Source organism: Pseudomonas sp. X10, assembly GCF_054889225.1.
On the sequence record NZ_CM142677.1, the window covers coordinates 2,179,969 to 2,204,545 of the forward strand.

19 protein-coding genes and 3 pseudogenes are annotated in these 24,577 nt (G+C 55.9%); 12 read left to right on the forward strand and 10 right to left on the reverse strand.

The window, feature by feature from the left end; genetic code table 11:
• Nucleotides 1-61: 61 nt before the first annotated feature.
• The gene (locus ACYU03_RS10060; RefSeq protein ID WP_461890266.1) at nucleotides 62-868 is read right to left on the reverse strand and encodes a reprolysin-like metallopeptidase; all 807 of its coding nucleotides are present in this window, start codon (nucleotides 866-868) and stop codon (nucleotides 62-64) included.
• A gap of 234 nt (nucleotides 869-1,102) precedes the next feature.
• Between ACYU03_RS10060 and ACYU03_RS10065 the strand changes: the two genes are divergently transcribed.
• The 4 genes and pseudogenes from ACYU03_RS10065 (at nucleotide 1,103) to ACYU03_RS10080 (ending at nucleotide 5,859) form a co-directional block, all read left to right on the forward strand.
• On the forward strand, nucleotides 1,103-2,479 hold the full coding sequence (locus ACYU03_RS10065; RefSeq protein ID WP_461890268.1) for a pyridoxal-phosphate dependent enzyme: 1,377 nt from the start codon (nucleotides 1,103-1,105) through the stop codon (nucleotides 2,477-2,479).
• Nucleotides 2,476-3,654, forward strand: coding sequence for a cystathionine gamma-synthase (locus ACYU03_RS10070; protein ID WP_461890270.1), 1,179 nt, complete (start codon nucleotides 2,476-2,478; stop codon nucleotides 3,652-3,654). Before ACYU03_RS10065 ends, ACYU03_RS10070 begins: the two co-directional genes overlap by 4 nt.
• Nucleotides 3,655-3,764: 110 nt before the next feature.
• Nucleotides 3,765-5,200 (forward strand): annotated as a pseudogene (locus ACYU03_RS10075) (IS1182 family transposase).
• A gap of 368 nt (nucleotides 5,201-5,568) precedes the next feature.
• Nucleotides 5,569-5,859: a histidine phosphatase family protein gene (locus tag ACYU03_RS10080; protein ID WP_461890272.1), complete on the forward strand. Its 291-nt coding sequence runs from the start codon at nucleotides 5,569-5,571 to the stop codon at nucleotides 5,857-5,859.
• Nucleotides 5,860-6,377: 518 nt separating this feature from the next.
• On the opposite strand, the gene ACYU03_RS10085 is transcribed toward ACYU03_RS10080, so the two are convergent.
• The 6 genes and pseudogenes from ACYU03_RS10085 to ACYU03_RS10110 form a co-directional block, all read right to left on the reverse strand.
• Complete coding sequence (locus tag ACYU03_RS10085) at nucleotides 6,378-7,013, reverse strand: YqcI/YcgG family protein (protein WP_461890274.1); 636 nt, start codon at nucleotides 7,011-7,013, stop codon at nucleotides 6,378-6,380.
• Nucleotides 7,000-7,560 (reverse strand): GNAT family N-acetyltransferase, encoded by a 561-nt coding sequence (locus tag ACYU03_RS10090; protein ID WP_461890276.1) that lies wholly within the window; start codon nucleotides 7,558-7,560, stop codon nucleotides 7,000-7,002. The genes ACYU03_RS10085 and ACYU03_RS10090 overlap by 14 nt, the downstream gene beginning before the upstream one ends.
• Nucleotides 7,553-8,284, reverse strand: a complete 732-nt coding sequence (locus ACYU03_RS10095) for a methyltransferase (protein ID WP_461890278.1) — start codon at nucleotides 8,282-8,284, stop codon at nucleotides 7,553-7,555. Before ACYU03_RS10095 ends, ACYU03_RS10090 begins: the two co-directional genes overlap by 8 nt.
• Before the next feature lie 9 nt (nucleotides 8,285-8,293).
• The gene (locus tag ACYU03_RS10100) at nucleotides 8,294-9,931 is read right to left on the reverse strand and encodes a ThiF family adenylyltransferase (RefSeq protein WP_461890280.1); all 1,638 of its coding nucleotides are present in this window, start codon (nucleotides 9,929-9,931) and stop codon (nucleotides 8,294-8,296) included.
• Nucleotides 9,932-9,935: 4 nt separating this feature from the next.
• Entirely contained in the window at nucleotides 9,936-11,165 is a 1,230-nt protein-coding gene (locus tag ACYU03_RS10105) for an MFS transporter (protein ID WP_461890282.1), read from the reverse strand.
• A gap of 995 nt (nucleotides 11,166-12,160) precedes the next feature.
• Nucleotides 12,161-13,596 (reverse strand): annotated as a pseudogene (locus ACYU03_RS10110) (IS1182 family transposase).
• 255 nt (nucleotides 13,597-13,851) lie between these two features.
• Here ACYU03_RS10110 and ACYU03_RS10115 point away from each other — a divergent pair.
• The 3 genes and pseudogenes from ACYU03_RS10115 to ACYU03_RS10125 form a co-directional block, all read left to right on the forward strand.
• A complete protein-coding gene (locus ACYU03_RS10115; protein WP_004575538.1) occupies nucleotides 13,852-14,127 on the forward strand; it encodes a metal/formaldehyde-sensitive transcriptional repressor in 276 nt (91 codons plus the stop codon).
• 20 nt (nucleotides 14,128-14,147) lie between these two features.
• Nucleotides 14,148-15,065 (forward strand): CDF family Co(II)/Ni(II) efflux transporter DmeF, encoded by a 918-nt coding sequence (gene dmeF / locus ACYU03_RS10120; RefSeq protein WP_461890284.1) that lies wholly within the window; start codon nucleotides 14,148-14,150, stop codon nucleotides 15,063-15,065.
• A gap of 104 nt (nucleotides 15,066-15,169) precedes the next feature.
• Nucleotides 15,170-15,316, forward strand: a pseudogene (locus ACYU03_RS10125) (IS5/IS1182 family transposase); the annotation flags it as partial.
• 43 nt (nucleotides 15,317-15,359) lie between these two features.
• Here the strand turns inward: ACYU03_RS10125 and ACYU03_RS10130 are convergent.
• Entirely contained in the window at nucleotides 15,360-16,190 is an 831-nt protein-coding gene (locus ACYU03_RS10130; RefSeq protein WP_461890286.1) for a LysR family transcriptional regulator, read from the reverse strand.
• 280 nt (nucleotides 16,191-16,470) lie between these two features.
• Between ACYU03_RS10130 and ACYU03_RS10135 the strand changes: the two genes are divergently transcribed.
• The gene (locus ACYU03_RS10135) at nucleotides 16,471-17,112 is read left to right on the forward strand and encodes an HD domain-containing protein (protein ID WP_461890288.1); all 642 of its coding nucleotides are present in this window, start codon (nucleotides 16,471-16,473) and stop codon (nucleotides 17,110-17,112) included.
• Between the two features lie 42 nt (nucleotides 17,113-17,154).
• Entirely contained in the window at nucleotides 17,155-18,627 is a 1,473-nt protein-coding gene (locus ACYU03_RS10140; RefSeq protein WP_461890290.1) for a catalase, read from the forward strand.
• A 13-nt stretch (nucleotides 18,628-18,640) separates the two neighbouring features.
• On the opposite strand, the gene ACYU03_RS10145 is transcribed toward ACYU03_RS10140, so the two are convergent.
• Together ACYU03_RS10145 and ACYU03_RS10150 are read right to left on the reverse strand one after the other, a co-directional pair.
• Nucleotides 18,641-19,621, reverse strand: coding sequence for a GlxA family transcriptional regulator (locus ACYU03_RS10145; RefSeq protein WP_461890291.1), 981 nt, complete (start codon nucleotides 19,619-19,621; stop codon nucleotides 18,641-18,643).
• A gap of 138 nt (nucleotides 19,622-19,759) precedes the next feature.
• Nucleotides 19,760-20,257, reverse strand: a complete 498-nt coding sequence (locus ACYU03_RS10150; protein ID WP_461890293.1) for an HIT family protein — start codon at nucleotides 20,255-20,257, stop codon at nucleotides 19,760-19,762.
• A gap of 230 nt (nucleotides 20,258-20,487) precedes the next feature.
• Here ACYU03_RS10150 and ACYU03_RS10155 point away from each other — a divergent pair, with 230 nt between their 5' ends.
• The 3 genes from ACYU03_RS10155 to ACYU03_RS10165 all read left to right on the forward strand — a co-directional run bounded on the left by ACYU03_RS10155 (nucleotide 20,488) and on the right by ACYU03_RS10165 (nucleotide 24,514).
• Complete coding sequence (locus tag ACYU03_RS10155) at nucleotides 20,488-21,003, forward strand: sigma-70 family RNA polymerase sigma factor (RefSeq protein WP_461890295.1); 516 nt, start codon at nucleotides 20,488-20,490, stop codon at nucleotides 21,001-21,003.
• Nucleotides 21,000-21,920 carry a FecR domain-containing protein gene (locus ACYU03_RS10160; RefSeq protein WP_461890297.1) on the forward strand — a complete coding sequence of 307 codons (921 nt, stop codon included), beginning with the start codon at nucleotides 21,000-21,002 and terminating at the stop codon, nucleotides 21,918-21,920. Before ACYU03_RS10155 ends, ACYU03_RS10160 begins: the two co-directional genes overlap by 4 nt.
• Before the next feature lie 182 nt (nucleotides 21,921-22,102).
• Nucleotides 22,103-24,514, forward strand: coding sequence for a TonB-dependent siderophore receptor (locus tag ACYU03_RS10165; RefSeq protein WP_461890299.1), 2,412 nt, complete (start codon nucleotides 22,103-22,105; stop codon nucleotides 24,512-24,514).
• Nucleotides 24,515-24,577 lie beyond the last annotated feature (63 nt).

Consider the following 24,577-nt stretch of genomic DNA (forward strand, 5'->3'; position numbering starts at 1 on the left):
GGGTGCCTGCATACCTCGGTTCTTGCGGTCGACCCAGAGTGGGCCGCGCAGCGGACCCAACTCATGCAGGCAGGCGTTGAAACTGCTCTCTTAACGTATGGAATGGCGCCACCAGGCGGATCGGCGTGCCGTTGATGTGGGTGAGCTTTCCGCTTCGGGCGTCTGCATACAGTGCGATCAAATCCTTCCTGTCATCCTCTGTGAGCTGGCTGTCCGGGCCATAGTTCATGATCGACACCCGTTTTTGCGAGCCGTAAGGCCTGGCCGGAAAGTCGGCTTCCTGCTGAGGTGCAAACCAATGGCGCAGGCCAAACACATGGCCAAGCTCATGGGCGATGGTTTCGACCTGCTCGTCGTGCTCCTGCTTGAACAAGGTTGGATAAATCACCAAGTCATGCCGGCCAGGGTCGGGAAAAAACGCACTGGCCAGCACGCAAGCGCCCACCGCATTGCATCGCTCGACCTCCTGGATCACGATCTGGAAGTCCCAGGCATCCTCATCCTTGGCGAAGGCTACCGGTACCGCGTCCCCCCATGCCTGCAAAGCCAGGCAAAAGAGCTCCTCGATCTTCGCTTTGACCTCATCAGGCGCCTCGAATCTGGAGAGCGACTGCTCCTGAAAGCGCCAGCGGAGGATGGCGCCTTCGCGCCAGAGCGGAATGAAGCCCTGGGTGGCGTCCAATTGCAGCTCGGCGATATTGCGCACACAACCCCGGGACTCCGTGTCGCAGATGATGTTCTGGTGCTCGCCGTAGATATGGACCTTCGAATCCTTGTCATCAGGCGGCGTCCCGGCAGGTTTCAAACGAAACGGGTCTGCGGGCACGTCCTTGTTACCGGGTTGGGTCCGTCGAGTTCGGGCCACCATGGTCTTCCCCTTTTGCACTGGAATTTACTGCATAAACGCTAGCTGACAGCGTGCCGGTCGCAAGCGGGAAGCCATGAACACGCTGATCAGCCACTCGACCGGCTGGCTGTGGACGGTTGCGGGTGGTGCAATCCCGGCCTATGTTCCATGCGAAGCTGTTGCTGCGGCCGACGCGCAACGCTGTGCCGCAGGTTTCCGTCTATCCAGTGCGAACTTCCGCCATGAGGTGACGACATGCCGAACGACTCCCGCCCCGCCGTGCTCGAACTGATCGGCAATACGCCGCTGGTGCGTGTCAGCCGCTTCGATACCGGCCCATGTACGCTGTTCCTCAAGCTCGAATCGCAAAATCCCGGAGGTTCGATCAAGGATCGCATCGGCCTGGCGATGATCGACGCCGCCGAGCGCGATGGCCGCCTGCGCCCCGGCGGCACCATCGTCGAGGCCACCGCCGGCAACACCGGCCTCGGCCTGGCCCTGGTCGGCCGCGCCAAGGGGTATCGGGTGGTGTTGGTGGTGCCGGACAAGATGTCCACCGAGAAGGTCCTGCACCTCAAGGCGATGGGCGCCGAAGTGCATATCACCCGCTCCGATGTCGGCAAGGGTCATCCCGACTACTACCAGGATGTGGCTGCGCGGCTGGCGCAGGAGATTCCCGACGCCTTCTTCGCCGATCAGTTCAACAACCCAGCCAACCCGTTGGCCCACGAGTGCAGCACCGCTCCGGAGATCTGGGCGCAGACCCAGCATGACGTAGATGCCATCGTCGTTGGCGTCGGCTCGGCCGGCACGCTTACCGGGCTGACTCGCTTCTTTCGCCGCCTGCAGCCGAACCTGGCCATGGTGCTGGCTGACCCGGTTGGGTCGGTGGTCGCCGAATATAGCCGTAGCGGCACCCTCGGTACGCCTGGCTCCTGGGCGGTGGAGGGTATCGGCGAAGACTTCATTCCGTCTATCGCGGACCTTTCCAGTGTGCGCCAGGCCTACTCCATCAGTGACGAAGAAAGCTTCGATCATGCCCGCCAATTGCTACGCGCCGAAGGCATTCTCGGCGGCTCCTCGACCGGCACCTTGCTGGCGGCAGCGCTGCGCTACTGCCGCGAGCAAACTGAGCCGAAGCGGGTAGTCAGCTTCGTCTGCGACACCGGTACCCGCTACCTGTCGAAGGTCTACAACGACCAGTGGATGACCGATCAAGGCTTGCTGGCACGCAAGCGTTATGGCGACCTGCGCGACCTGATTGCGCGGCGCTTCGAGGATGGCCGGGTGATCAGCGTAGGCCCGGACGACACGCTGCTCACCGCCTTTCAGCGCATGCGCCTGGCGGATGTGTCGCAACTGCCGGTGCTGGAGAATGGCCAGCGCCTGGTCGGCGTGATCGACGAGTCCGACATTCTGCTTGGCGTGCACCAAGACGCTTCGCACTTCCATATGAGCGTGGCCAGCGCGATGACCGACAAACTGGAAACCCTGTCTCCCAACGCCAGCCTGGCTGAACTGCAGGCAGAGCTCGACCGTGGGCTGGTGGCGATCATCGAAGACGCTTCGGGCTTCCACGGCATGATTACCCGCGTCGACATGCTCAATCACTTACGCAGGTCCTTACCATGAGCCAGCACGATGAAACCGGCGCGCCACGTGCCTTCGCCACCCGCGTGATCCATGCCGGACAGGCGCCAGACCCTTCCACCGGGGCACTGATGTCACCGATCTACGCCAACTCCACCTATGCGCAGCAGAGCCCCGGTGTGCACAAGGGCCTCGACTACGGGCGTTCGCACAACCCCACGCGCTGGGCGCTGGAGCGTTGCGTGGCAGACCTTGAGGGTGGTACCCAGGCCTTCGCCTTCGCCTCCGGGTTGGCGGCGATCTCCACCGTACTCGAACTGCTCGACGCTGGCGCGCATATCGTCTCCGGCAATGACCTGTACGGCGGCACTTTCCGCCTGTTCGACAAGGTGCGTCGGCATAGCGCCGGGCATCGCTTCAGCTTCGTCGACCTGGCTGACCTGACGGCGTTCGAAGCGGCGCTGCAGGACGACACGCGGATGGTCATGGTCGAGACACCGAGCAATCCTTTGCTACGCCTCACCGACCTCGCCGCTATCGCACGCATCTGCCGCGAGCGCGGCATCCTCTGTGTGGCCGACAATACCTTTGCCAGCCCGTGGATCCAGCGCCCGCTGGAGCTGGGCTTCGATATCGTGCTGCACTCGACGACCAAATACCTGAACGGCCACTCCGACGTTATCGGCGGCATCGCGGTGGTCGGGCAGAACGCAGAACTGGGCGAGCGCCTGGGCTTCCTGCAGAACGGCGTGGGTGCCATCGCCGGGCCGTTCGACGCGTTCCTCACCCTGCGCGGCGTGAAGACCTTGGCGCTGCGCATGGAGCGTCACTGCAACAATGCGCTGGAACTGGCGCAATGGCTTGAGCGTCAGCCGCAGGTCGCGCGCGTTCATTATCCGGGCCTGCCGTCGCACCCGCAGCACGAACTGGCACGGCGGCAGATGCGCGGATTCGGCGGGATGATTTCCCTTGACCTGAACAGCGACCTGGACGGTGCCAAGCGCTTCCTCGAAGCGGTGCAGATCTTCGCCTTGGCCGAGAGCCTGGGCGGGGTGGAAAGCCTGATCGAACACCCGGCGATCATGACCCACGCCAGCATCCCAGCACACACCCGCGCGCAACTTGGCATCGGTGATGCGCTGGTGCGTTTGTCAGTGGGTGTAGAAGATGTCGAAGACCTACGCGCCGACCTGGCCCAGGCGCTGGCGCGCATTTAAGCAGCGGGTCGGGAGCGGTCTGTCGCGAACGGCAGCTTTCGACCCAGGCTGTGTGAAAACGCCTGCGATTGTCTAACCTTCTGATCGTCGAGATCGTGGCGGGGACGATCATGAAGCGATTCATAGAAGGTGAGTCTCGGACGCAAGTCACGTTGCTGCCGGAGTGCCTGGACGACTACATCGCCGAAGAAAACCCAGTTCGGGTAGTCGATGTTTTTGTCGATGAACTTGACCTTGGGACACTCGGTTTCGAGGGTGTCGATCCTGCGGCAACGGGTCGTCCGGCGTACCATCCAGCAGTGCTGCTGAAAATCTACATCTACGGCTATCTCAACCGGGTTCAGTCCAGCCGCCGGCTTGAGCACGAGGCAGAGCGCAATGTCGAGCTGATGTGGTTAACGGGCCGGTTGGCTCCTGACTTCAAAACGATTGCCGACTTTCGCCGAGACAACGGTAAAGCCATTCGCAGCGTCTGCCGGCAATTCGTAGTGCTTTGCCGCAACCTCAATCTCTTCTCCCAATCGATCATCGCCATCGACGGCAGCAAATTCAAAGCCGTGAATAACCGCGATCGCAACTTCACCCAGGGCAAGATCAAGGCGCGCATGCAGCAGATCGAGCAGAGCATTGACCGCTATCTTGCGGCGATGGATTCGGCGGATCGGGCAGCGCCCGAGGTCGCCGAGGCCAAGGCTGAACGGCTGAGCGAAAAAATAGAAAAGCTGAAACAGCAGATGACGAAGCTCAAGGACATTGAAGCGCAGCTTCACGCCAGCTCAGATCAGCAAATCTCTCTTACCGATCCTGATGCACGCTCAATGGCCACGAGCGGCCGAGGTACTGGCACGGTTGGCTACAACGTACAAACCGCAGTCGATGACAAGCACCATCTGATCATTGCCCATGAGGTCACCAATGTTGGCAATGACCGAACGCAGCTAAGCAATATGGCGAACCAGGCACGCGAAGAGATCGGCGCTGAGTCGCTGACAGTGGTAGCCGACCGAGGCTATTACAAAGGTCCGGAGATCCTTGCTTGCGAGCAGGCCGGAATCACCACTTTTGTCCCGAAGCCGCTGACATCAAGCAGCAAAGCGGAAGGCCGATTCGGCAAGCAGGACTTCATCTACATCGCTGCATCGGATGAATGCCGATGCCCTACGGATCAAATACTGACCCGCAGGCATTCTTCGGTGGAAGACGGCATGTTGCTGCACTCCTACTGGTTCTCTGGCTGCCAAAGTTGCTCCATGCAGAAGCAGTGTACGACGGGTAAGGAACGCCGGTTGAAGCGATGGGAGCATGAAACGGTAGTCGAAGCCGTGCAGATCCGATTGGAGCATGACCCAGGAAAGATGAAGGTTCGCCGGCAGACGGTGGAGCATCCCTTCGGAACGCTCAAATACTGGATGGGAAGCCCCCACTTCCTGACCAAAACCCTACCGAGGGTAAGCACCGAGATGAGCCTTCACGTGCTTGCTACAATCTCAAACGAATGATGAGTATCTTTGGCATCGCTGGTCTGATTGAAGCGATCAGGACATGAGTCCAACCGTTTTTTGCGTCCGTATACGGCTATCTGGGCCGCTGCCGCGGCCCAGATAGCACAGGCAGCGCCTTGGTGCCCGACTCAGGTAGATCTGCACTTACATCAGTTGAATTTACAGGCTGCCCCAGCTTCTTTTGCTACTCGACGTACTTACTTGCGTTTTCACACAGCCTGGACCCATAGTGGACGTTCGAGGCGCTGGTTTCAGCACGAGATTGGGACGTCCATCTGAGACTCTGCAAGGGATCGAAAGCAGCCATCCACCACTGACTTTCTCAGGCCATGAAGCGGTCATTCGAGACCATCCGAGCTAGATCCTTCAAGGTTGATACAATCCTTGCCTCTAACCTGATGAGATGGATTTCATGGATTTGTATGTCGTGCGGCATGCCGAAACCTGGGCGAATGCCGAGCATCGTTACTTGGGATCGCTCGACCCATCGCTCACAGAACGTGGGCGTGAGCAAGCTCAAGCGCTAGGAGGGAATTTACCTCATGATCTGGACACGCTTGTCGTATCTCCTCGTCTAAGAGCAACGGAAACTGCCAGTATTCTTAACGAGAAGCTCAATCTCCCGACCCAGACGATGGACTGCTTTCGAGAGCGTGATGTGGGGGGCGAGGGGTTGATCCAGGCAGACGCAAGAGAGCGATAATGACGGCCACCTCGGTACTCAGTGGAACAGGAACCTGCTGTTTAGAAAAACTATCGCTGGGGTATGATTATTGCTGAGCCATAATTTCAAATAACTTCCCAGCCTGCAGATTAGTCCTTATCCTATTTGGCACGACATTGGCGCGTCCTTCAGGCTTCTCAAAGGGGCTGCTGGTATGCATCGGCACTTTCACCGAATACGATTTCGACTTTCTAATGATGTCTCAGCACTGCATCGATTATTCGGACAGGAGCCCGCTTAAGGCTTTACGCTCGCCACTACCAGCTCCGCTATGCCTTGCCGTACGGCATCAATGTTGTCGTCGAGGGTCGTCAGGGTACCGTACCTTCATGGAAACAGCCTTGTAGAATACAGCTTGCATGGCCGGGTCGTGGAAATTGCCGACCATCGCAAAGCACATTTGAGGCTGAGGTCCGGTTGCCTGGGAGCCCGATAATTAAAATTAGGTATGTGGGGGCGTATAGTTGAATGGCATCAACATTTTCGGCAGAAATTTTCTAGGAATTCCACCATTCCACAGGTGAATCATTCAAATTCATAGGTCGAATAAAACGTAATGCATGTGAGCGATCAGGGGAAGATATCGATGGGTCGTATCTGCGGTTGGCAGTGGAGAATCGCTCACGAATAGATTCTTTCAGGCCTGCCGGCAGCCGAGAGGTATGTGGGTCACTAAATTTTGCAAAAGTCGATGAAGGTTGAAATAAGAGAAATACACGGTCTACTCCAAATGAATATCTAGAATTATGTTCTGGGTAGCAAGGGGAAAACGCCAAAACCGTGAATATATTGTCGCATGCCATAAATCGCCAATGGTCTGCAAGAAAATCCGTGGCCATGGACATTCGCGCAAAGTCATCGTATCTAGCAATCGTAGACAGTGTTAAATACAGTACGTTACATAGTTGTTCAATGTTTTTTCCGTGTACCTTCCCCTCAAAAGTGAAGACAAACCCGTCTGAGCCGCTGATCTTACTATGCTCACAGAACTTCAGGAATCGTACTATGTTTGAAGTTACGTATTGAGAGATATTATGTCCCGCAATTCCCTCCGCGAAGATAAGCTTTGCATTCAATGCAAAAGGGCAATGCGTGGCGTTTGTTAGAGTCTTAAAGTCATTATCGATTGTCATGGTTTTCAATCCGATAGATTAACGTATCGTGAGAGCCGTATCGAGCGTCTTCCCTGTCACCCACGACTGCTCCAGACAGCTTAAAGCCTGCACGTACTGCCAAGCTTTTACTGGGCTGGTTGTGCTCAGAAATAAAAAGTACTATTGGGAGATTTTTTAGAAAGGGAATAACAAGCTGCAACGCCTTGGTCATATAACCATGGCCGGCACAGTCAGAATTTACCCAGTAACCCAGGGAGTTGCATTTATGCTCCGGCAAGTACCGAACTCCAATGCAGCCAACTAGGATGTCTAGCTCGTTTGCGAAGATGTAGTATTTTTTTTCTGTCTCCGCAGTCGAGGAATCAAATGCGGTAACTGAGCGTTGAAGGCTCTTCTCTACCTCTTTAAGTGATAAATTAGCGTTTGGCCAACTGAGGAATTCCTTATGAAGTTTGTAGCTGCGCTTCAAGGCTGTATGCAGCAATGGGGCAAACTCCAGTTGAGGGCGGAGCAGGCGCAGATCATCGCCCTCAATCTCGTCGGGTAGAGCTAGGATGTCAATCACGATAAAATATATATCCTCGAAAATTCAAATACGAAAAAAATATTTCATTTTTAAAAAATCCTGCTGTACGCATGAGTTCAATATTCTCTTCATGTGTATAGGGTATGAGTAAGTTCTCTAGGGCAAGCCTTTTCCTATATATCTCGTCGTCAGAATAGCCATTCCTTGATTTCATTGCGTAGTAAGCATCAATAAAGCGCTGATTAATATATGGGTGAGGGAAAACTATTTTTTCTACTAAAATAACGGCGCGAACTGATGGGCAGCTTGCAACCATATTGGCTAATAGTTTCTCCCTATCAATAGGTCTCACAAACTGAAGCACCAGAGTTAGAATCACAAAATCTACCTCTCCGAGCCCTTCGATGGGCCCAATAGCTAAATCTTTATTCGAGAGAGTGACCTTGTCTCGGTAGGGTGCGAGCTTAATCTGGGCTCGCTCCACCATCGAATCTGAAATATCGATACCATGAAGCGCCTTCACTTCAGACCGTGACTCAGCAATCGCTTTGAGCGTACTGCCGGTAGAGCATCCTATATCCAATGCTACCTTGCTTAGAGAAAAAACCGCAAAAAGATCCGCAATGCATCTCTGCAAGTGGGAGTAACACGGTACACTTCTGCCTACCATATCATCAAAAACAGCCGAAACGCTGTCATCAAACTTAAAAGATCCCGTTGCTAGCGGGCCTGCATCGAAGATACGGTCTCGAGCAACTTTCATAATATCTCCTTAGACGTGGAATTCCAGGTAATCAAAGTAGGGGACTACACTGCCAATCACGTCCTTTTCCAGCTTCGGTGTTTGGTATTCGTCCAATACGTAGTTCTCACTCAAAAAAATATTGAGATAAGTTGCAAGTGTTCGCTTGTTGGATATGATTTTTGTGGCCACCTGAGCCTCTGTTGAAGTGCGCGATTTTTCGATTTTTCCCTCCGCGAAGTAGTCTTTTAGCGATAGCTGATTGTCGGACAGCGCACATGAGTCCCTTACATTATTTGGGATCACCACTAATATTTTTGCACCGGGTTTGAGTTTTGATCTTAAAGCGGCCAAAAAAGTCGCAATGTCATCAATGTGGTCTAATACAAGTGCAAGGATGGCTATATCATATTTTTGATCTGTATGAGTAATAAATTCTGAGATGTCACTTTTTACTAATTTAGTATTATCAGGAACTCCGCGTTCCCTAAAGGTCTCCAACATGTTATCTGAGAAGTCGACGGCGGTAACATTCTCTGCTCGTCTTGAGAACATTCTTGCATAGGTGCCTATTCCACATCCCAGATCTAGCACTGCCTTATAGGAGAGCGATTCAGACTTGCTGCGAAACAGTGGATCGACTATACGGTGATTCAAACTGTTTGACTCCCTTTCCACTGCGTAAATTTTGCTTATATCAGCAAAATTTTTGTCGTGATCTTGAGAGCTATGTACTAATATCTCGGTTCGGTAGGTGTCCGGGCATACTATCAAGCGAGCAGCCCCAAGAACTGATTGACCTTCAACAAGGTAGCGAATTGCTTCATTGGCACAGTAAGCGCTGACCAGCATATTTAATGGGCCAAAAGACGGAGCCTGGTAATATTCCTGCGGAATAGACTTTCGTCCTACTTCATTCAGTTGTCGTAGGCTCTTTGCATAGTCTCCAACTTTATCTGGCTCAAAGAATGGTCCAATAGCACCAACTCGGTCGATATAGCCGGCTGCCAATATGGGGCAGTCAATGCTACTTATAATTGTGTTCAGGGTATCAAAATTATCAAGTGAGTCCGCAGACAATATGATAATGTCACATCCCGAAAAATGCTTTCTGAAGGATGCTGCATGTTCTTCCGATAACGGCAGTTGCAGCGAGCTGATATTCACATAAGGATCTATTTTTATCAACTCCGATGCTAAGGCATTGACCTTAGGCCACCCAAGGTGGTCACAATTGTATTTTATACTCCGGGTGAGATTAGATTCTTCAACCGCGTCTCCGTCGCTAATTCGGATAGATTTCACACCAGCTGCAACAAGAAGCGTCGCTACATTAGACCCGATCCCGCCTACTCCGATTACGCCAACCGTGGCTTGTTGGAGAGTAGCTTGAACAGCTATAGGGTCTAACCCTTTCAATGAGTAATACAACCTATGACGATCATATCTATCTTCCGGCCAATCGCTCACTAAAATATTGTGATGAAGCAAATTTTCCAGATTTTTCACTTGGTCGGAAAATTTTTCATGTAAGTCGGCAAGGGATCGCTCTGTCGTGCAGAACCTGAGCATTTCTGACAGGTCGCCTCTCACATCGTCAATTTCCAGGCTATCGTGAAAGTGAGGCAAGGTTGTGAGAAGTCGACCGTTCTCACGGTAGAAGTGCATGCTTCTATTTGTTGAGTACATAGGGGGTTTCCTTGTTTTTAAATGTCCGATATGTCAGTGGTGCTAACAGGATTATTAGTAGTGCGGATATTGAAAATAGCTCAGTTAGTTCTATTTTTTCGCTTTTTGCTATAAATAACATGAAGCCTAATCCAGAGATTCTGGCAAATACTGCCAATATTGAGATTGCAGTGGCGCAGCAAGACTGGTCAGTAAGTCGAGAGAACTCTCCCTTCATCGCAAACTCGGGTAGTGAGACAAAAGCGTGAAATGCGGAAAATAGAAATATGCCGGCTAAAGCAAATTGTTTATGGATACTCAGGATTGTCAGTAGCAAAAAAAACGCGGACAAAAAACAGCATGTAACATTTATTGCTAACGCGTTTCCTTCAGACATTAGCAGTGGGCGTAAATATTTGCTGGATGTATATTTTGATAATGTGTACAGTCCGAATGTAGCAGGAAGTACCAGTCCCGCAAGCCTAGGGTCTGAAAATTTGTCGGCTGAAAATGCCTCAATAATGAAAGGTTGCCAAAAATATAGCACTGGCTGCATTGCTGCAGTAAATATTATCAGAAATACACCGTAGGTAACGCCGACGTCGGATTTAACAGCCATTACAGCTTGGGTGTAGGTTGACGATGCCGTTGCTTTAGGGCCGGGCGCAGAGTTAGGTATAAAGTTAGCATTCAGGCAGCAGAGTATGGCTAAAGTTATTCCTAGATAATACGGAGCGCTAAAGCTCTCGAAGATGTAAACTGACACACCTCCTGCGACCCCAAATAAGCAGTTGGCAAGTGACGAGTTTTGGTTTAGCTTGTGATATGCGTCTCTGAACTCTGAGACGCTGTGTTCTCTGTTTCCTATGGCAAGTTTAAGGAGAGAGGAGTCACTGCCTGAGATTAGGCATAAGCATACCCCATATACAATTGAGCTAGCCAGCAAGGGAATCCATTCCGGTGCTTGTAATCCCAGCACAAAGTAGATCAAAAGAAGAATGCTACATATTTGCAGGCTCCTCTTCGGGCCTATTCTATCGGATAGTAGTCCGGTCGGTACCTCTGCAAGGAGCACTGTTCCTGAGAAAATCGCCTGTAGCAGCGCGAAATCTGGAAGCGATAGCCCTTTTGAAATTAGGAATGACGTATGGATGGCACCTATAGCCATCCGGGCGCCGCTGAAACACGCTAATGTCGTAATTACTTGTGAAACAGGCTTGTCGTATGAATTCATATGATTCCATAAGCCCTCTGCCGAAGCAGAGGGCCCTGAGGTCGTTAGTTCATTCCGGGCAAATGCATAAGACGTTGACGATCAGACTCATGTGCTTTGCGTTTGTGTACGATAATATTGTGCGGTTGGACTTTTTGCTCTGGGTGCTTGCGATTATTTGTCTGCATTTCATTGCCTCTTGACTGTGGCGATAGTGCCGAAAAGAAAACTAGTCGCTTACTTGATGTTAGGCAAAAGCGTTTTTATACTTTTTTATGAGGTATGTTGACCGAAATTGCATAATCCTCTTACTGTTTCTCTGGCAACAGTAAATCAACAGCACCTAAACACTGAGCAATCTGAACTCCTGCTTGTTTCGTGATGACTTCCTCACCTCACTTCAGCCAAGATACCCCAGAGCGGTTTAATGCTTTTTGCCGAGCGAACCATGGAGTTGCTGTCTGTTGCCCTGGCATCGATTTTGCTCACTTGCAGATAAAGGGCGGGCGTTCAACGAATAGGGCCATGCCAGTGATGTTCGTTGTTACAGGTGACAGTAGTTTGGACTGTAGGGTTCGCGGGGGGAGTTCAAGTGGTCTGAGGCTCGATGCTTGAAGCTAACCTCCAATAGAGGGGAGTACCAGAGCTGAAATCACCACGGTGTTCGGACTCGCCACCTTGGGGGCAACCGTGTTCGACGATGTGGGTGTGAGCATGCTAGTGGTACTCAACTAGTCATGCTTGCTCAACAAGGAGGCCCTAACGATATTGAGTTGCTGATCGAACTGGAGATGCGCTTTGGATCGGATGAAGCCAGTCGCAAATGACCGCTATCGACCCAGGCTGTGTGAAAACGCAAGTAAGTACGTCGAGTAGCAAAAGAAGCTGGGGCAGCCTGTAAATTCAACTGATGTAAGTGCAGATCTACCTGAGTCGGGCACCAAGGCGCTGCCTGTGCTATCTGGGCCGCGGCAGCGGCCCAGATAGCCGTATACGGACGCAAAAAACGGTTGGACTCATGTCCTGATCGCTTCAATCAGACCAGCGATGCCAAAGATACTCATCATTCGTTTGAGATTGTAGCAAGCACGTGAAGGCTCATCTCGGTGCTTACCCTCGGTAGGGTTTTGGTCAGGAAGTGGGGGCTTCCCATCCAGTATTTGAGCGTTCCGAAGGGATGCTCCACCGTCTGCCGGCGAACCTTCATCTTTCCTGGGTCATGCTCCAATCGGATCTGCACGGCTTCGACTACCGTTTCATGCTCCCATCGCTTCAACCGGCGTTCCTTACCCGTCGTACACTGCTTCTGCATGGAGCAACTTTGGCAGCCAGAGAACCAGTAGGAGTGCAGCAACATGCCGTCTTCCACCGAAGAATGCCTGCGGGTCAGTATTTGATCCGTAGGGCATCGGCATTCATCCGATGCAGCGATGTAGATGAAGTCCTGCTTGCCGAATCGGCCTTCCGCTTTGCTGCTTGATGTCAGCGGCTTCGGGACAAAAGTGGTGATTCCGGCCTGCTCGCAAGCAAGGATCTCCGGACCTTTGTAATAGCCTCGGTCGGCTACCACTGTCAGCGACTCAGCGCCGATCTCTTCGCGTGCCTGGTTCGCCATATTGCTTAGCTGCGTTCGGTCATTGCCAACATTGGTGACCTCATGGGCAATGATCAGATGGTGCTTGTCATCGACTGCGGTTTGTACGTTGTAGCCAACCGTGCCAGTACCTCGGCCGCTCGTGGCCATTGAGCGTGCATCAGGATCGGTAAGAGAGATTTGCTGATCTGAGCTGGCGTGAAGCTGCGCTTCAATGTCCTTGAGCTTCGTCATCTGCTGTTTCAGCTTTTCTATTTTTTCGCTCAGCCGTTCAGCCTTGGCCTCGGCGACCTCGGGCGCTGCCCGATCCGCCGAATCCATCGCCGCAAGATAGCGGTCAATGCTCTGCTCGATCTGCTGCATGCGCGCCTTGATCTTGCCCTGGGTGAAGTTGCGATCGCGGTTATTCACGGCTTTGAATTTGCTGCCGTCGATGGCGATGATCGATTGGGAGAAGAGATTGAGGTTGCGGCAAAGCACAACGAACTGCCGGCAGACGCTGCGAATGGCTTTACCATTGTCTCTACGAAAGTCGGCAATCGTTTTGAAGTCAGGAGCCAACCGGCCCGTTAACCACATCAGCTCGACATTGCGCTCTGCCTCGCGCTCAAGCCGGCGGCTGGACTGAACCCGGTTGAGATAGCCGTAGATGTAGATTTTCAGCAGCACTGCTGGATGGTACGCCGGACGACCCGTTGCCGCAGGATCGACACCCTCGAAACCGAGTGTCCCAAGGTCAAGTTCATCGACAAAAACATCGACTACCCGAACTGGGTTTTCTTCGGCGATGTAGTCGTCCAGGCACTCCGGCAGCAACGTGACTTGCGTCCGAGACTCACCTTCTATGAATCGCTTCATGATCGTCCCCGCCACGATCTCGACGATCAGAAGGTTAGACAATCGCAGGCGTTTTCACACAGCTTGGGTCGAGAGCGGTCAGTCGTGACGGGCCGCTACGGGCCATGAGCGGACATCCCAGGCTCTCTCGCTCCGCCCCTCAATTGGAGCCTTTCTTTCCTGCCGGGGGTTGCACGATCTCTTCCTGTACGTCGAGCTTGTATAGGTATAGGGGGTATACCTATCATGCAGTGACACATCGATAGGGGATATCCCGTGGGCCATATCGCAGCAAACAAAGACGATCTTCTCAAACGTGTGAAGCGTATCGCTGGACAAATCCAAGCCGTCGAACGGGCATTGGAGTCGGACCTCGACTGCGCCAAAACACTGCACCTTGTTGCCGCCACTCGCGGTGCCATTAACGGCTTGATGGAGGAGATCATCGAGGACCACGCGCGGGAGCATGTCGCGAACCCTGCGCTCAGCGAAGAAGAGCGAAACAAGGGCGTCGAGGAGCTTCTTGAAGCCATTCGCCGTTACTCCAAGTGAACGCTTCCAGGTCCACACTTATGAACAGCACCAACATCAACCACACACACGACCACGTGTTCCTTGGCTCAGCGCACGATGAAAATGCCAAGCGTACACTTTGGGTTGTGGCACTGACCGTTGTGATGATGGTTGGCGAGATCACCGCCGGCTATATCACGGGCTCGATGGCGTTATTGGCCGATGGCTTTCACATGGCAACCCATGCCGGCGCATTGGGTATCGCGGCGCTCGCTTATTGCTACGCAAAACGCCACGCTTGCAGCCAGCGCTACAGTTTCGGTACTGGAAAGGTTGGGGACTTGGGCGGGTTCGCCTCGGCGCTGATTCTCGGTATGGTCTCCCTGGGAATTGGCGTTGAGTCTGTCATACGCCTCTTGCAGCCAACGGAGGTTCAATTCGGTACCGCTACGGTCATCGCGATTGTCGGTTTGATCGTCAATATCGTGAGCGCTCTGCTGCTGGGTCACGGGCACGACCATAGACACGACCATGATGATCATGGCCATGTTCATCACGGAAACGATAACAACCTGAAATCGGCCTACATGCACGTTCTAGCAGACGCACTTACTTCTGTTCTGGCCATCGTGGCATTGCTCGCTGGCCGATATCTCGGGTGGGTATGGCTGGATCCTGTAATGGGCATTGTGGGCGCCATTGTCATTGCGCGCTGGGCTTGGAGCTTGGTGGCCGTCACTTCGGGTGTACTTCTGGATCAAACGGATGAGCACATTGCAGAGGAAATCCGAGATCTGGTTGAGAGGCCAGGCGATTTAGCTATCACTGACTTGCACGTTTGGCGAGTTGGACCAGAAGCGCATGCCGCTATCGTCAGCGTCATTGGTGGAGCTACTGCAAGCGCTGAAAGTGTTCGTGAACGTCTGACGCCTGTTCACGAAATCAGCCATCTGACTGTGGAGTTTCGGTCTGCCTGATTTTCAGGGCAAAGGGCTTTCATTGAGCCCCATTGTTCATCCTTATACTCACCATCTGGATGGCTGCTTTGGATACCGGCTGTATGAAAGCACCTGCGATTGTCTATCGCAAAGACAACGGTAAAACCCTTCGTAGCGCCTGCTGGCAATTCGTAGAGCTTTGCCACAACTTCAATCTTTTTCCCCAATCGATCATTGCCATCGACGGTGCCAGGTTCAAAGCCGTGAATAACCACGACCGCAGCTTCACTCCGGGGCAAAGGATTGCGCAAGAATGCGAATGTCTTGCGCGGCCTACAGGTCGCCTGTGCCCGGGGCGCCGTGGCCTTCGATGAAGGCGCGCTGGCGGGAGATGGTGTTGCCGCAATGGGACATGAAGGCACCGATACGCTCTGATTTGCGGATGTCGGGGTGGGTCAGCAGCCACAGCTCGTCATAGACCTCGGGCTCGACAGGGCCGATGCGGACAAGGCCTGGCACCAGGTCACCATGCATACAGGGCAGCAGGTCGATGCCGATGTCTGCAGCGATGGTAGCCGCTACGCCATAGACCGAGTCGCTGCAGTAGATGATGTTTTCACGTGGCACGTGTTCATCGATGAACTGGTAAGCCTTCAAGCTGGACAACCCCTTGCCGTAGGAAACCCAAGTGCGCTGGCGCAGTGTGTCGAGGGCGTGTATGCCGCCGGTGTACTCACCCAGGCGCCCGTACATTGCCCAGGCGACGATGGCTACCTTGCGTCCGAACAGGTTTTCCGGGGGGACCAAGGTCGCACGCAAGGCAATATCGGAGTCATCACGGGCGAGGTTCAATGGTTGGTTACTGACGATGACCTCGATGCGTCTGCCAGGATGCCGAGCCTGAAACTCGGCGATGATGGGGGTGAGGAAGTCCAGCAACAACGCAGCGCTGGTGGTGGTGAGCAGATCGCCCTTGTAGCTCTGGGCCTGTTCCGACACGCATCGCGCCACGCCGAGGGTGTGCTCCATCGCCGACAGCCTGCGCGAAACCGTCGAGTGGTTGACGCCGAGCGCGTCGGCGGCACCTCCCTGGCTGCTGCATTCGCCTATGGCCTTGATGATGCGCAGATCATCCCATGAGCGTTTGTCCAGGGCGTCGCTCATGGTGCTCCTCCGGGTTTTAGCGTGGCGGATGGGGTGTGTTGCCAGGGTACCTGGCGGGTGCCTGGTTCTACCTGGGGGGGAGGGGCGCTTGGCGTGAAACGACGCCTGTCTGTCCTGATCCGGGGTTGTCTATTTCTTGTTCCGTTCCGGGCCCGGTGTTGGAATTTCTCCAGGCGCCGCGATAGCTCAATCGCCCACCAGGGCGGTGCTGTCGCGGTAGTTCAACCTTGGCATTTGCGCACTGTGCTTCACCGCGCTGCCCAATCAGGAGAGTATGCCGATGACCGAAATCGTTGCTGGTATCAGAATCCCCGATAGCGCGATTGCCCGCGCTGCTACCGAACTCGTTCGCGATACCGAGGACGACCTGCTGTTCAACCATAGCCGCCGGGTTTTCTGCTGGGGGGCATTGACTGGCGAGCGCCGCGGTCTGGACTTCGACCCCGAGCTGCTTTACCTGGGCGCCATGTTCCATGACATGGGGCTGACGGCGCGCTACTCCAGCCCCGAACTGCGCTTCGAGGTCGATGGTGCCAACGCGGCTCGGGATTTCATGAAGGGCTACGGGGTCTCGGATCGCGACATCGAAGATGTCTGGGCGGCCATCGCACTGCACACTACGCCCGGCATCCCCGAGCACATGCGGCCCACCATCGCCCTGGTGACGGCAGGGGTCGAGATGGATGTACTGGGCATTGCCTACCATGACTTCAGCCATGAGCAGCGTTGCCAGGTATGTGACCACCATCCACGCGAGGCGAACTTCAAGGAAGGCATCATCGAGCACTTCGCCGACGGCATAAAACACAAGCCGCTGACCACGTTCGGTAACGTGAAGGCCGATGTACTGGCGCTGAAGGTTCCGGGTTACACGCGTATGAACTTCTGCTCGCTCATTCTCAATTCGGCGTGGCCGAGCTGAGGCGAGTGTCCGTGATCACTACCTGAACCTGGAGCCATCGAGATGACCGACACACGTTCCCCCGACAACGGCGCGCTGCCTACCCTGACTCATGCCACAGGGGCCCCGGTAGCGGACAACCTCAATACCATGACCGCCGGCCCTCGCGGCCCAGCGTTACTGCAGGATATCTGGCTGATCGAGAAACTGGCCCACTTCGACCGTGAAGTGATCCCGGAGCGGCGCATGCATGCCAAGGGCTGGGGTGCCCATGGCACCTTTACGGTCACCCAGGACATTTCCCGTTATACCAAGGCCAAGTTATTCGCCGCGGTCGGCAAGCAGACTCCGCTGTTCGCGCGCTTTTCCACCGTGGCCGGCGAGCGTGGCGCCGCCGACGCCGAACGCGATATTCGCGGCTTTGCGGTGAAGTTCTACAGCGAGGAGGGCAACTGGGACGTGGTGGGCAATAACACACCGGTGTTCTTTTTCCGTGACCCGATGCGTTTTCCCGATTTGAATCACGCTATCAAGCGCGACCCGCGCACCGGGCTGCGTTCGGCCGACAGTAACTGGGACTTTTGGACGCTGCTGCCCGAGGCGCTGCACCAGGTGACCATCGTCATGTCGGACCGAGGTATTCCCCGCAGCCTGCGGCACATGCACGGTTTTGGCAGCCATACATTTTCGCTGATCAATGAGGCGAACGAGCGTGTGTGGGTCAAGTTCCATTTCCGTAGTCAGCAGGGCATCGAGAACCTGACTGACCAAGAAGCCTCGGCGTTGATCGCCGGTGATCGTGAAAGTCATGGCCGTGATTTGCTCGATGCCATCGAGCAAGGTGATTTCCCTCGCTGGACACTGTTCATCCAGGTTATGACGCAAGAGCAGGCCCGTGCGCACAAGCACAATCCGTTCGATCTGACCAAGGTGTGGCCGAAGGCCGAGTACCCGCTGATCGAGGTGGGTGTGATGGAGCTCAACCGCTATCCGGAGAATTATTTCGCGGAAGTGGAGCAGGTGGCGTTCTCGCCGGCCAACGTGGTGCCCGGTATCGGTTTTTCACCGGATCGCATGTTGCAGGGGCGGCTGTTCTCCTATGGTGATGCGCAGCGCTACCGGTTGGGGGTGAATTTCAATCACATCCCGGTCAATGCGCCGCGTTGCCCCTTCCATAGCTATCACCGCGACGGTGCCATGCGCACTGACGGTAACCTGGGAGGGACGGCGAGCTATTGGCCCAACAGCAAAGACACTTGGATTGGCGATGATCCGTCGCTGAAGGAGCCGCCGCTGGAGCTCGATGGCGCGGCCGACCATTGGGACCATCGCATCGATGAGGACCATTACGAGCAGCCCGGCAACCTGTTCCGCCTGATGACGCCCGCGCAGCAACAGGCGCTATTCGACAACACGGCACGGGCCATGGGGGATGCACGCTTGGAGGTGAAGCAGCGCCATATTGCCAACTGCACCAAGGCCGACCCTGCGTACGGTGCCGGTGTTGCCAAGGCCCTGGGCCTGCCGCCTGCCTGAGAGGTTGGCATGCCTATGGTGTGGTTGGTGCCGGGCGGCGGAAGCTGGCCCGGTACTGGGCGGGGGTGATGCCAAGCCGTTCGCCGAAGATGATGCGCATGCGGTCGACCGTGCCGAAGCCACAGTCATAGGCGATGGTTTTCAGGGGGCGGTCGCTGGCTTCCAGCATCATGCGTGCGGCATCGATGCGCGCGCGTTGCACGAATTCGTACGGGGTGATTCCGGTTTCCTGCACGAAATAGCGCGCCAGGTTACGTGCGCTCATGCCGACTTCGGCAGCGAGCGACTCCAGGCTGTGCCGCTCGCCGATGTGCGTCATGACATGCGCCTGGATACGCGCTACCGGCGATACGGGGTTGGCCGGAGCGGTGAGGTATGGGCTGAACTGCGACTGGCCACCCTGACGTTGGGCCACGACCACCAGCCGTTTGGCCACGGTCAGGGCGATGTCTTGTCCATGGCACTGGCCGACCAGGGCCAAGGCCAGGTCGATGCCCGCAGTGACGCCAGCGGAGGTCACCAGCCTGTCGTCGCGCACATAAATCGCGTCTGGTTCGACGCAGGCCTTCGGAAACCGAGTAGCCAGCTTTGGTATGTTTTGCCAATGAGTCGTCACGCGGCGCTGATCGATGAGGCCGGCGTATCCCAACGCAAACACACCAGTACAGATGGAGCCGTATATATCCGCCTGATTCGGGGCTTTGCTGACCCATTCGATGAGACTCGGGTCCGGTGTCGCGTCAGGTAAGGTGGGGCCCCCGGCGACCAGCAGAATATCGAAGGTCCCGGTTGCTTCAGCGAACGTAAGGTCTGCTCTCAACTGCATTCTGTTCGACGCCCGAAGAGGGCTGTAGTCGGTGGCGACCAGCACTGTTTCGTACTGGTCTTCGCTTGCCAGGTAGGTGTTGGCCTCATGGAACACGTCCATGGGGCCAGCGACATCCAATGCTTGAACGCCATTGTGGATGGCAATCGCCACTGTTCGTACCGTCATCAGGTATTCCCTTCTACTTGTTCGGCCCCAATGCCGTGCGAGCGTTCAGTGACTGGATTGTTGCCAGTCCAATGGGCCTGATGATCAAGAACCAGTCTTACCCCGTAGCCCCCAGCAACTGAAGTCCGATTGTCTAGCTCAACCAGGACGCTGAAAAGCAAATTTCTCACGCAACGCCGCAATGACCCGATCAACCGATGGGCCTTGTATCTGTGGGGGATCAGGATGCTCACAGAACTCTCGCCATACAAATAGCATCAGTTCAGCACCATCGGTCTGTTGGGCAGCACTGTCGATCGAGCTGAAGGTTTGCAGCAACCTATACCTGTCGTCTCTCCAGAACAATGCTTCTACCCAGGGGTAAACCGGTATGAAATGGAAGTGAATGGAGTGACCCGCATCGTGCCCAAAGCGGCCGATATACAGCCGTTTGGGTTGCAGGTCGTCTTCAATGGCTTTCTGGATTCGCGCCTGCAATACACCTAGCTCAGCCAGCGCTTCGGTCGATAGCGCTGCCAGGGAGTTCGTCATCTGCTTTGCACCCAGCATCAAATAGCCTGGCAACGCACTGTCCATGCGGTGGTTGATAAGCCAGTACTTGGATTCATGAATGATGAAGCGGGGCGGTATGTCCATGTGTCTGCCTTGAGTGAGGTCCGGTGCAGGGTATCAAAGCGGTCAGTGACGATTAGTATCACCCGCTCCATGGGCGACCTCCTAGGGATGTCCAAGTCCCAGCGAAAACCTCTGATAGATTCCAATCCATAGAAACACCTTTCACATCTCTCCATTCCCAATCCCGGCCTCACTGAGTACACTTGAGACAAATTCTTATTTGCACCTAGTGATCTTTTTAGGGGGGAGTGATGTCTACCGTTGTTCCCAGCGGAGCTGCGCACATGGGCTTGGAAACGCTGTACCGCGAGCACAGCGGCTGGCTGCACGGCTGGTTGCGTCAGCGCCTGAACAGTTCCGCCGATGCCGCAGACTTGGCCCAGGACACCTTCATCCGGGTGTTACTGGCGCGCACTGCGGGCACGCTCAACGAGCCGCGTCACTACCTGGCGACTATCGCTCGCGGTCTGGTCATTGACCTGTATCGTCGCCGCAGCCTGGAAAACGCTTACCTCGAGGCCCTGGCGCGGCAGCCGGAGTGCTATGCGCCATCTGCCGAAACCCGTGCTGCAATCCTCGATACCCTGATGGCTATTGATCGCATGCTCGATGGCCTCGGCCCACGCACGCGAGCGATCTTTCTCGCCGTGCAACTTGACGGCCTGAGCTACGAGAAGGCTGCCGAACGGCTCGGCGTTTCGATGAGCACCGTGCGCAAGCACCTAGCTCGTGCACTGATGCATTGCTTGCTGATCGAGGGCGCATGAAGGCCATTCTCAGCGAGGCAGTGGACTGGTACGTGCGCTTGCATGAGAGCAGCGTCGATGATTCTACCCGCGCCGCGTGGCAAGCTTGGTGCGCCGCCGATTGTCGTCATGCCGAAGCCTGGGCGCGCCTGGAGCAGTTGCAGTACCGCCTGGGTAACGCACCCAGCGGTGCTGCGCAGACTCTGGAAATCGCACGGCGGGATCGACGTAATGCAGTGAAGACATTGGTTCTGTTGCTCGGTGTCGGGGTGGTTGGCTGGCAGGGCTATCGCGTCTCGCCGTGGAGTGCCGATTACTCGACACGGATCGGCGAGCGGAGACAGCTGACTCTTGCCGATGGCACGCGGCTGGACCTCAATACCGACAGCCGTGTGGATATTATCTTCGACGCTGGCCGGCGCCTGATCCATCTGCGCCAAGGCGAGATCCTGGTGGAAACCGCCAAGGACCCGCGCCCACTGACTGTGCGCACCGTTGAAGGCGACATCCTTGCCCTCGGCACCCGTTTCAGCGTGCGCCAAGACGCTGGCGTGAGCCATGTGGCGGTAGCCGCCCATGCCGTGGAAGTGCGACCAAGCCGAACGCCTCAGGTGGTTCGCATAGATACTGGGTACAGCCTGAGCTTCAGTGCCGACAACGTGGGGCTGCTGCGTGCTCTGGACCCCGACGCCCAGGCTTGGGTCCACGGCATGCTGGTCAGCGTCGATTGGCGTCTGGGCGATGTGGTCCACGAGCTGGCGCGCTATCGCCCCGGTTATCTTGGGTGCTCTGGGCAGGTCGCTGAGTTGCGCCTGTCCGGCGCATTCAACCTCGACGATACCGACATCGCCCTGGCCAGCCTGGAAGACGCCTTGCCGATCCGCGCACGGCGCATGACCCGCTATTGGGTGCGTCTCGAGCCATGGGGGAGGGGGTGAGGCGGGGGGGGACGGCGTCATGCACCAGCACCTATGCGCCAGGCGCTGTCTGCACACTCATCCGGCCTCAAACCCCCGCAATTTTTTTTCATTTGGGGGTAACACATTTCTTTCGCTGCTTCGGCTCTTGAGGGCGAGCGCATCAGGTGCGCCCAAGCCAACCAGACCAGGAGCCCCCATTCATGTCCGTAAGCCGTACCTCGCTAGCCTGCAGTATTCGCCAGGCGACCCTCGCGCTGAGCCTTTGCGGTGCCGCACTGGCGACCTCGACCGCCTGGGCCGCCCCGCAGCGCTACGATATCCCGGCCGGCAGCCTGGCCGCTGCGATCAGCCAGTTCGCCGCCGCCAGCGGTGTGACCATCAGCTTCAGCAACGAAGAAACCAGCGGGTTGCAGTCATCTGGGCTGCAGGGCAGTTTCGAGCTGGAGCAAGGTTTTGCCACGTTGCTGCAGGGGACCGGGTTGCGGGTGCTGCAGGCGGGAGAAAAGCGGTATGTGCTGAGCAAGGCGCAAACCAGCGGTGCCGTTGAACTGGGTGCGACCAGCATCAATGACACAGGCCTGGGTAGTACAACCGAAGGCACAGGCAGCTACACCACCGGCTCGGCCAACACCGCGACCGGTCTGCGCCTCTCCGCACGCGAGACGCCGCAGTCCATCAGCGTGGTAACCCGCCAGCAGATCGAAGATCAGAATCTGACGGATGTTGCCCAGGTGCTTGAACAGACTCCGGGTGTGGTCGTTGACAGCATGGGGCCGGCCGGTAGCGACTCCAATCATATCTATGTACGTGGTTTCGAGGTCGGTAGCATCCAGGTCGACGGCGTCAACCGGCCCGATACCTACGGCTTTCGCGACGACCTTGCCGATATGGTGACGTATGACCGGGTGGAGGTGGTACGCGGGGCCACGGGCCTGATGTCGGGGACCGGGGACCCCGGCGCGACCATCAACCTGATTCGCAAGAAGCCGACGCTCGAAACACAACGCACGCTGACACTCAAGGCCGGATCGTGGGACAACTACCGGACCGAACTGGACGTGTCCGGAAAGTTGACAGAGAGCGGCAATGTCCGCGGACGCTTTGTCGCGTCGAACACTGATAGCCAGAGCCATATCGATCGCCAGTCCCTGGAAAAGCAGGTGGCGTACGGGGTGGTGGAATGGGACCTCACTGAGCGCACGATGCTGACGGTAGGGGCTGAATATCAGGAGATGGACAACAACGGGGCAGGCAACCACGGCTTCCCGATGTTCAACTCCGATGGCAGTCACTTCAGCCCTTCCCGCTCGTTCAACTCGGCTTCGGACTGGAGCTACCACAAGCGTCGCACGAAAACGTTGTTCACCACCCTGGATCACCAGCTGGATAACGGCTGGTTGCTGAAACTCAATGCCGAACACAGCCGCCGCAGCTATGACGATGCCTTTGCCACCGCTGCCAACGGCACTGTCAACCCCGACGGCAGCGGTATCAGTACCTGGACTGGCCGTTGGGCGGGCGAGCCCCGACAGACCTCGTTCGACCTGTCAGCCTCCGGCCCTTTCGAACTGCTGTCCCGCGAGCACCAGCTCTACCTCGGGGCCAGTCACTACAAAGCCTACTACCGTAACGACGGTTACCCGCTTTGGTCGTTCCAGACCATTGACAACATCTACACATGGGACGGCTCGCTGGCGATCCCTGATGCCATCCACACCAAGTCTTCGGAAGATGCGCTGGATGAAACCCAGGACGGCCTGGTGGCATCGGTTCGCTGGAGCCTGGCCGATGACCTGTCGCTGATTACCGGAGCGCGGTTGATTGACTGGCAACGTGACGAAGCCTCTACAACGCTGTCAAGCGGCGAGATCCGCCGCACCTCGCGAAGCGAAACCGGGGTCGTCACCCCCTACGTGGGGCTTGTTTATGACTTCGCCGAAAACTGGTCGGCCTATGCCAGCTACACCACCATATTCAAGCCACAAAGCAACAAGGATGTCAGCGGCAGCTACCTTGACCCGGAAGAAGGCGTGAACTACGAGCTGGGGATCAAGAGCGAGTTCTGGGACAAACGCCTGACCGCCGCGTTCAGTGTCTTCGAAGTGCGACAGGACAACCTCGCCGTGGCTGACGGCAGTAACCTGGCACCGGACGGCAACCGGGCCTACCGTGCCGAGTCCGGCACGAAAACCCGAGGTTTCGAGATAGAAATGGCGGGAGAGATCCTGCCTGATTGGCAAGTATCCGCCAGTTACACCTATGCCGAAATCAAGGATTCGGATGACGAGCGCCTGCTCACTGAAGTGCCGCGGGATACCTTCAAACTGTTCACGAGCTATCGACTGCAGTCCTTGCCGCAGTTGAAAGTGGGTGGTGGCGTGCGCTGGCAAGGTTCGGAGTACTACAAAGACGCCGGACCTAACGACGAGACGTTCACTCAGGGCGCCTACAGCATAGTCGACCTGATGGCGCAATACGCGTTCACGCCGCAAACCAGCGTCTCCTTGAACCTCAATAATGTGTTTGACGAGAAGTACTACACAGCGATCGGTTCACGTGGGTGGTATGGCACCCCGCGTAGCGCCACGGCCACATTGGTCTACGCGTTTTAACGCACATGTATTATGTCTGGTGGTTCCCATGCGTGGGAGCCACCAACCACCTGTATGGTCGAG

What these genes read in the sequence shown, in the direction of transcription:
- ACYU03_RS10060 (WP_461890266.1), bottom strand. Translation starts at nt 868, where the DNA reads ATGGTGGCCCGAACTCGACGGACCCAACCCGGTAACAAGGACGTGCCC.
- ACYU03_RS10065 (WP_461890268.1), top strand. Translation starts at nt 1,103, where the DNA reads ATGCCGAACGACTCCCGCCCCGCCGTGCTCGAACTGATCGGCAATACG.
- ACYU03_RS10070 (WP_461890270.1), top strand. Translation starts at nt 2,476, where the DNA reads ATGAGCCAGCACGATGAAACCGGCGCGCCACGTGCCTTCGCCACCCGC.
- ACYU03_RS10080 (WP_461890272.1), top strand. Translation starts at nt 5,569, where the DNA reads ATGGATTTGTATGTCGTGCGGCATGCCGAAACCTGGGCGAATGCCGAG.
- ACYU03_RS10085 (WP_461890274.1), bottom strand. Translation starts at nt 7,013, where the DNA reads ATGACAATCGATAATGACTTTAAGACTCTAACAAACGCCACGCATTGC.
- ACYU03_RS10095 (WP_461890278.1), bottom strand. Translation starts at nt 8,284, where the DNA reads ATGAAAGTTGCTCGAGACCGTATCTTCGATGCAGGCCCGCTAGCAACG.
- ACYU03_RS10100 (WP_461890280.1), bottom strand. Translation starts at nt 9,931, where the DNA reads ATGCACTTCTACCGTGAGAACGGTCGACTTCTCACAACCTTGCCTCAC.
- ACYU03_RS10105 (WP_461890282.1), bottom strand. Translation starts at nt 11,165, where the DNA reads ATGAATTCATACGACAAGCCTGTTTCACAAGTAATTACGACATTAGCG.
- dmeF (WP_461890284.1), top strand. Translation starts at nt 14,148, where the DNA reads ATGAACAGCACCAACATCAACCACACACACGACCACGTGTTCCTTGGC.
- ACYU03_RS10130 (WP_461890286.1), bottom strand. Translation starts at nt 16,190, where the DNA reads ATGAGCGACGCCCTGGACAAACGCTCATGGGATGATCTGCGCATCATC.
- ACYU03_RS10135 (WP_461890288.1), top strand. Translation starts at nt 16,471, where the DNA reads ATGACCGAAATCGTTGCTGGTATCAGAATCCCCGATAGCGCGATTGCC.
- ACYU03_RS10140 (WP_461890290.1), top strand. Translation starts at nt 17,155, where the DNA reads ATGACCGACACACGTTCCCCCGACAACGGCGCGCTGCCTACCCTGACT.
- ACYU03_RS10145 (WP_461890291.1), bottom strand. Translation starts at nt 19,621, where the DNA reads ATGACGGTACGAACAGTGGCGATTGCCATCCACAATGGCGTTCAAGCA.
- ACYU03_RS10150 (WP_461890293.1), bottom strand. Translation starts at nt 20,257, where the DNA reads ATGGACATACCGCCCCGCTTCATCATTCATGAATCCAAGTACTGGCTT.
- ACYU03_RS10155 (WP_461890295.1), top strand. Translation starts at nt 20,488, where the DNA reads ATGTCTACCGTTGTTCCCAGCGGAGCTGCGCACATGGGCTTGGAAACG.
- ACYU03_RS10160 (WP_461890297.1), top strand. Translation starts at nt 21,000, where the DNA reads ATGAAGGCCATTCTCAGCGAGGCAGTGGACTGGTACGTGCGCTTGCAT.
- ACYU03_RS10165 (WP_461890299.1), top strand. Translation starts at nt 22,103, where the DNA reads ATGTCCGTAAGCCGTACCTCGCTAGCCTGCAGTATTCGCCAGGCGACC.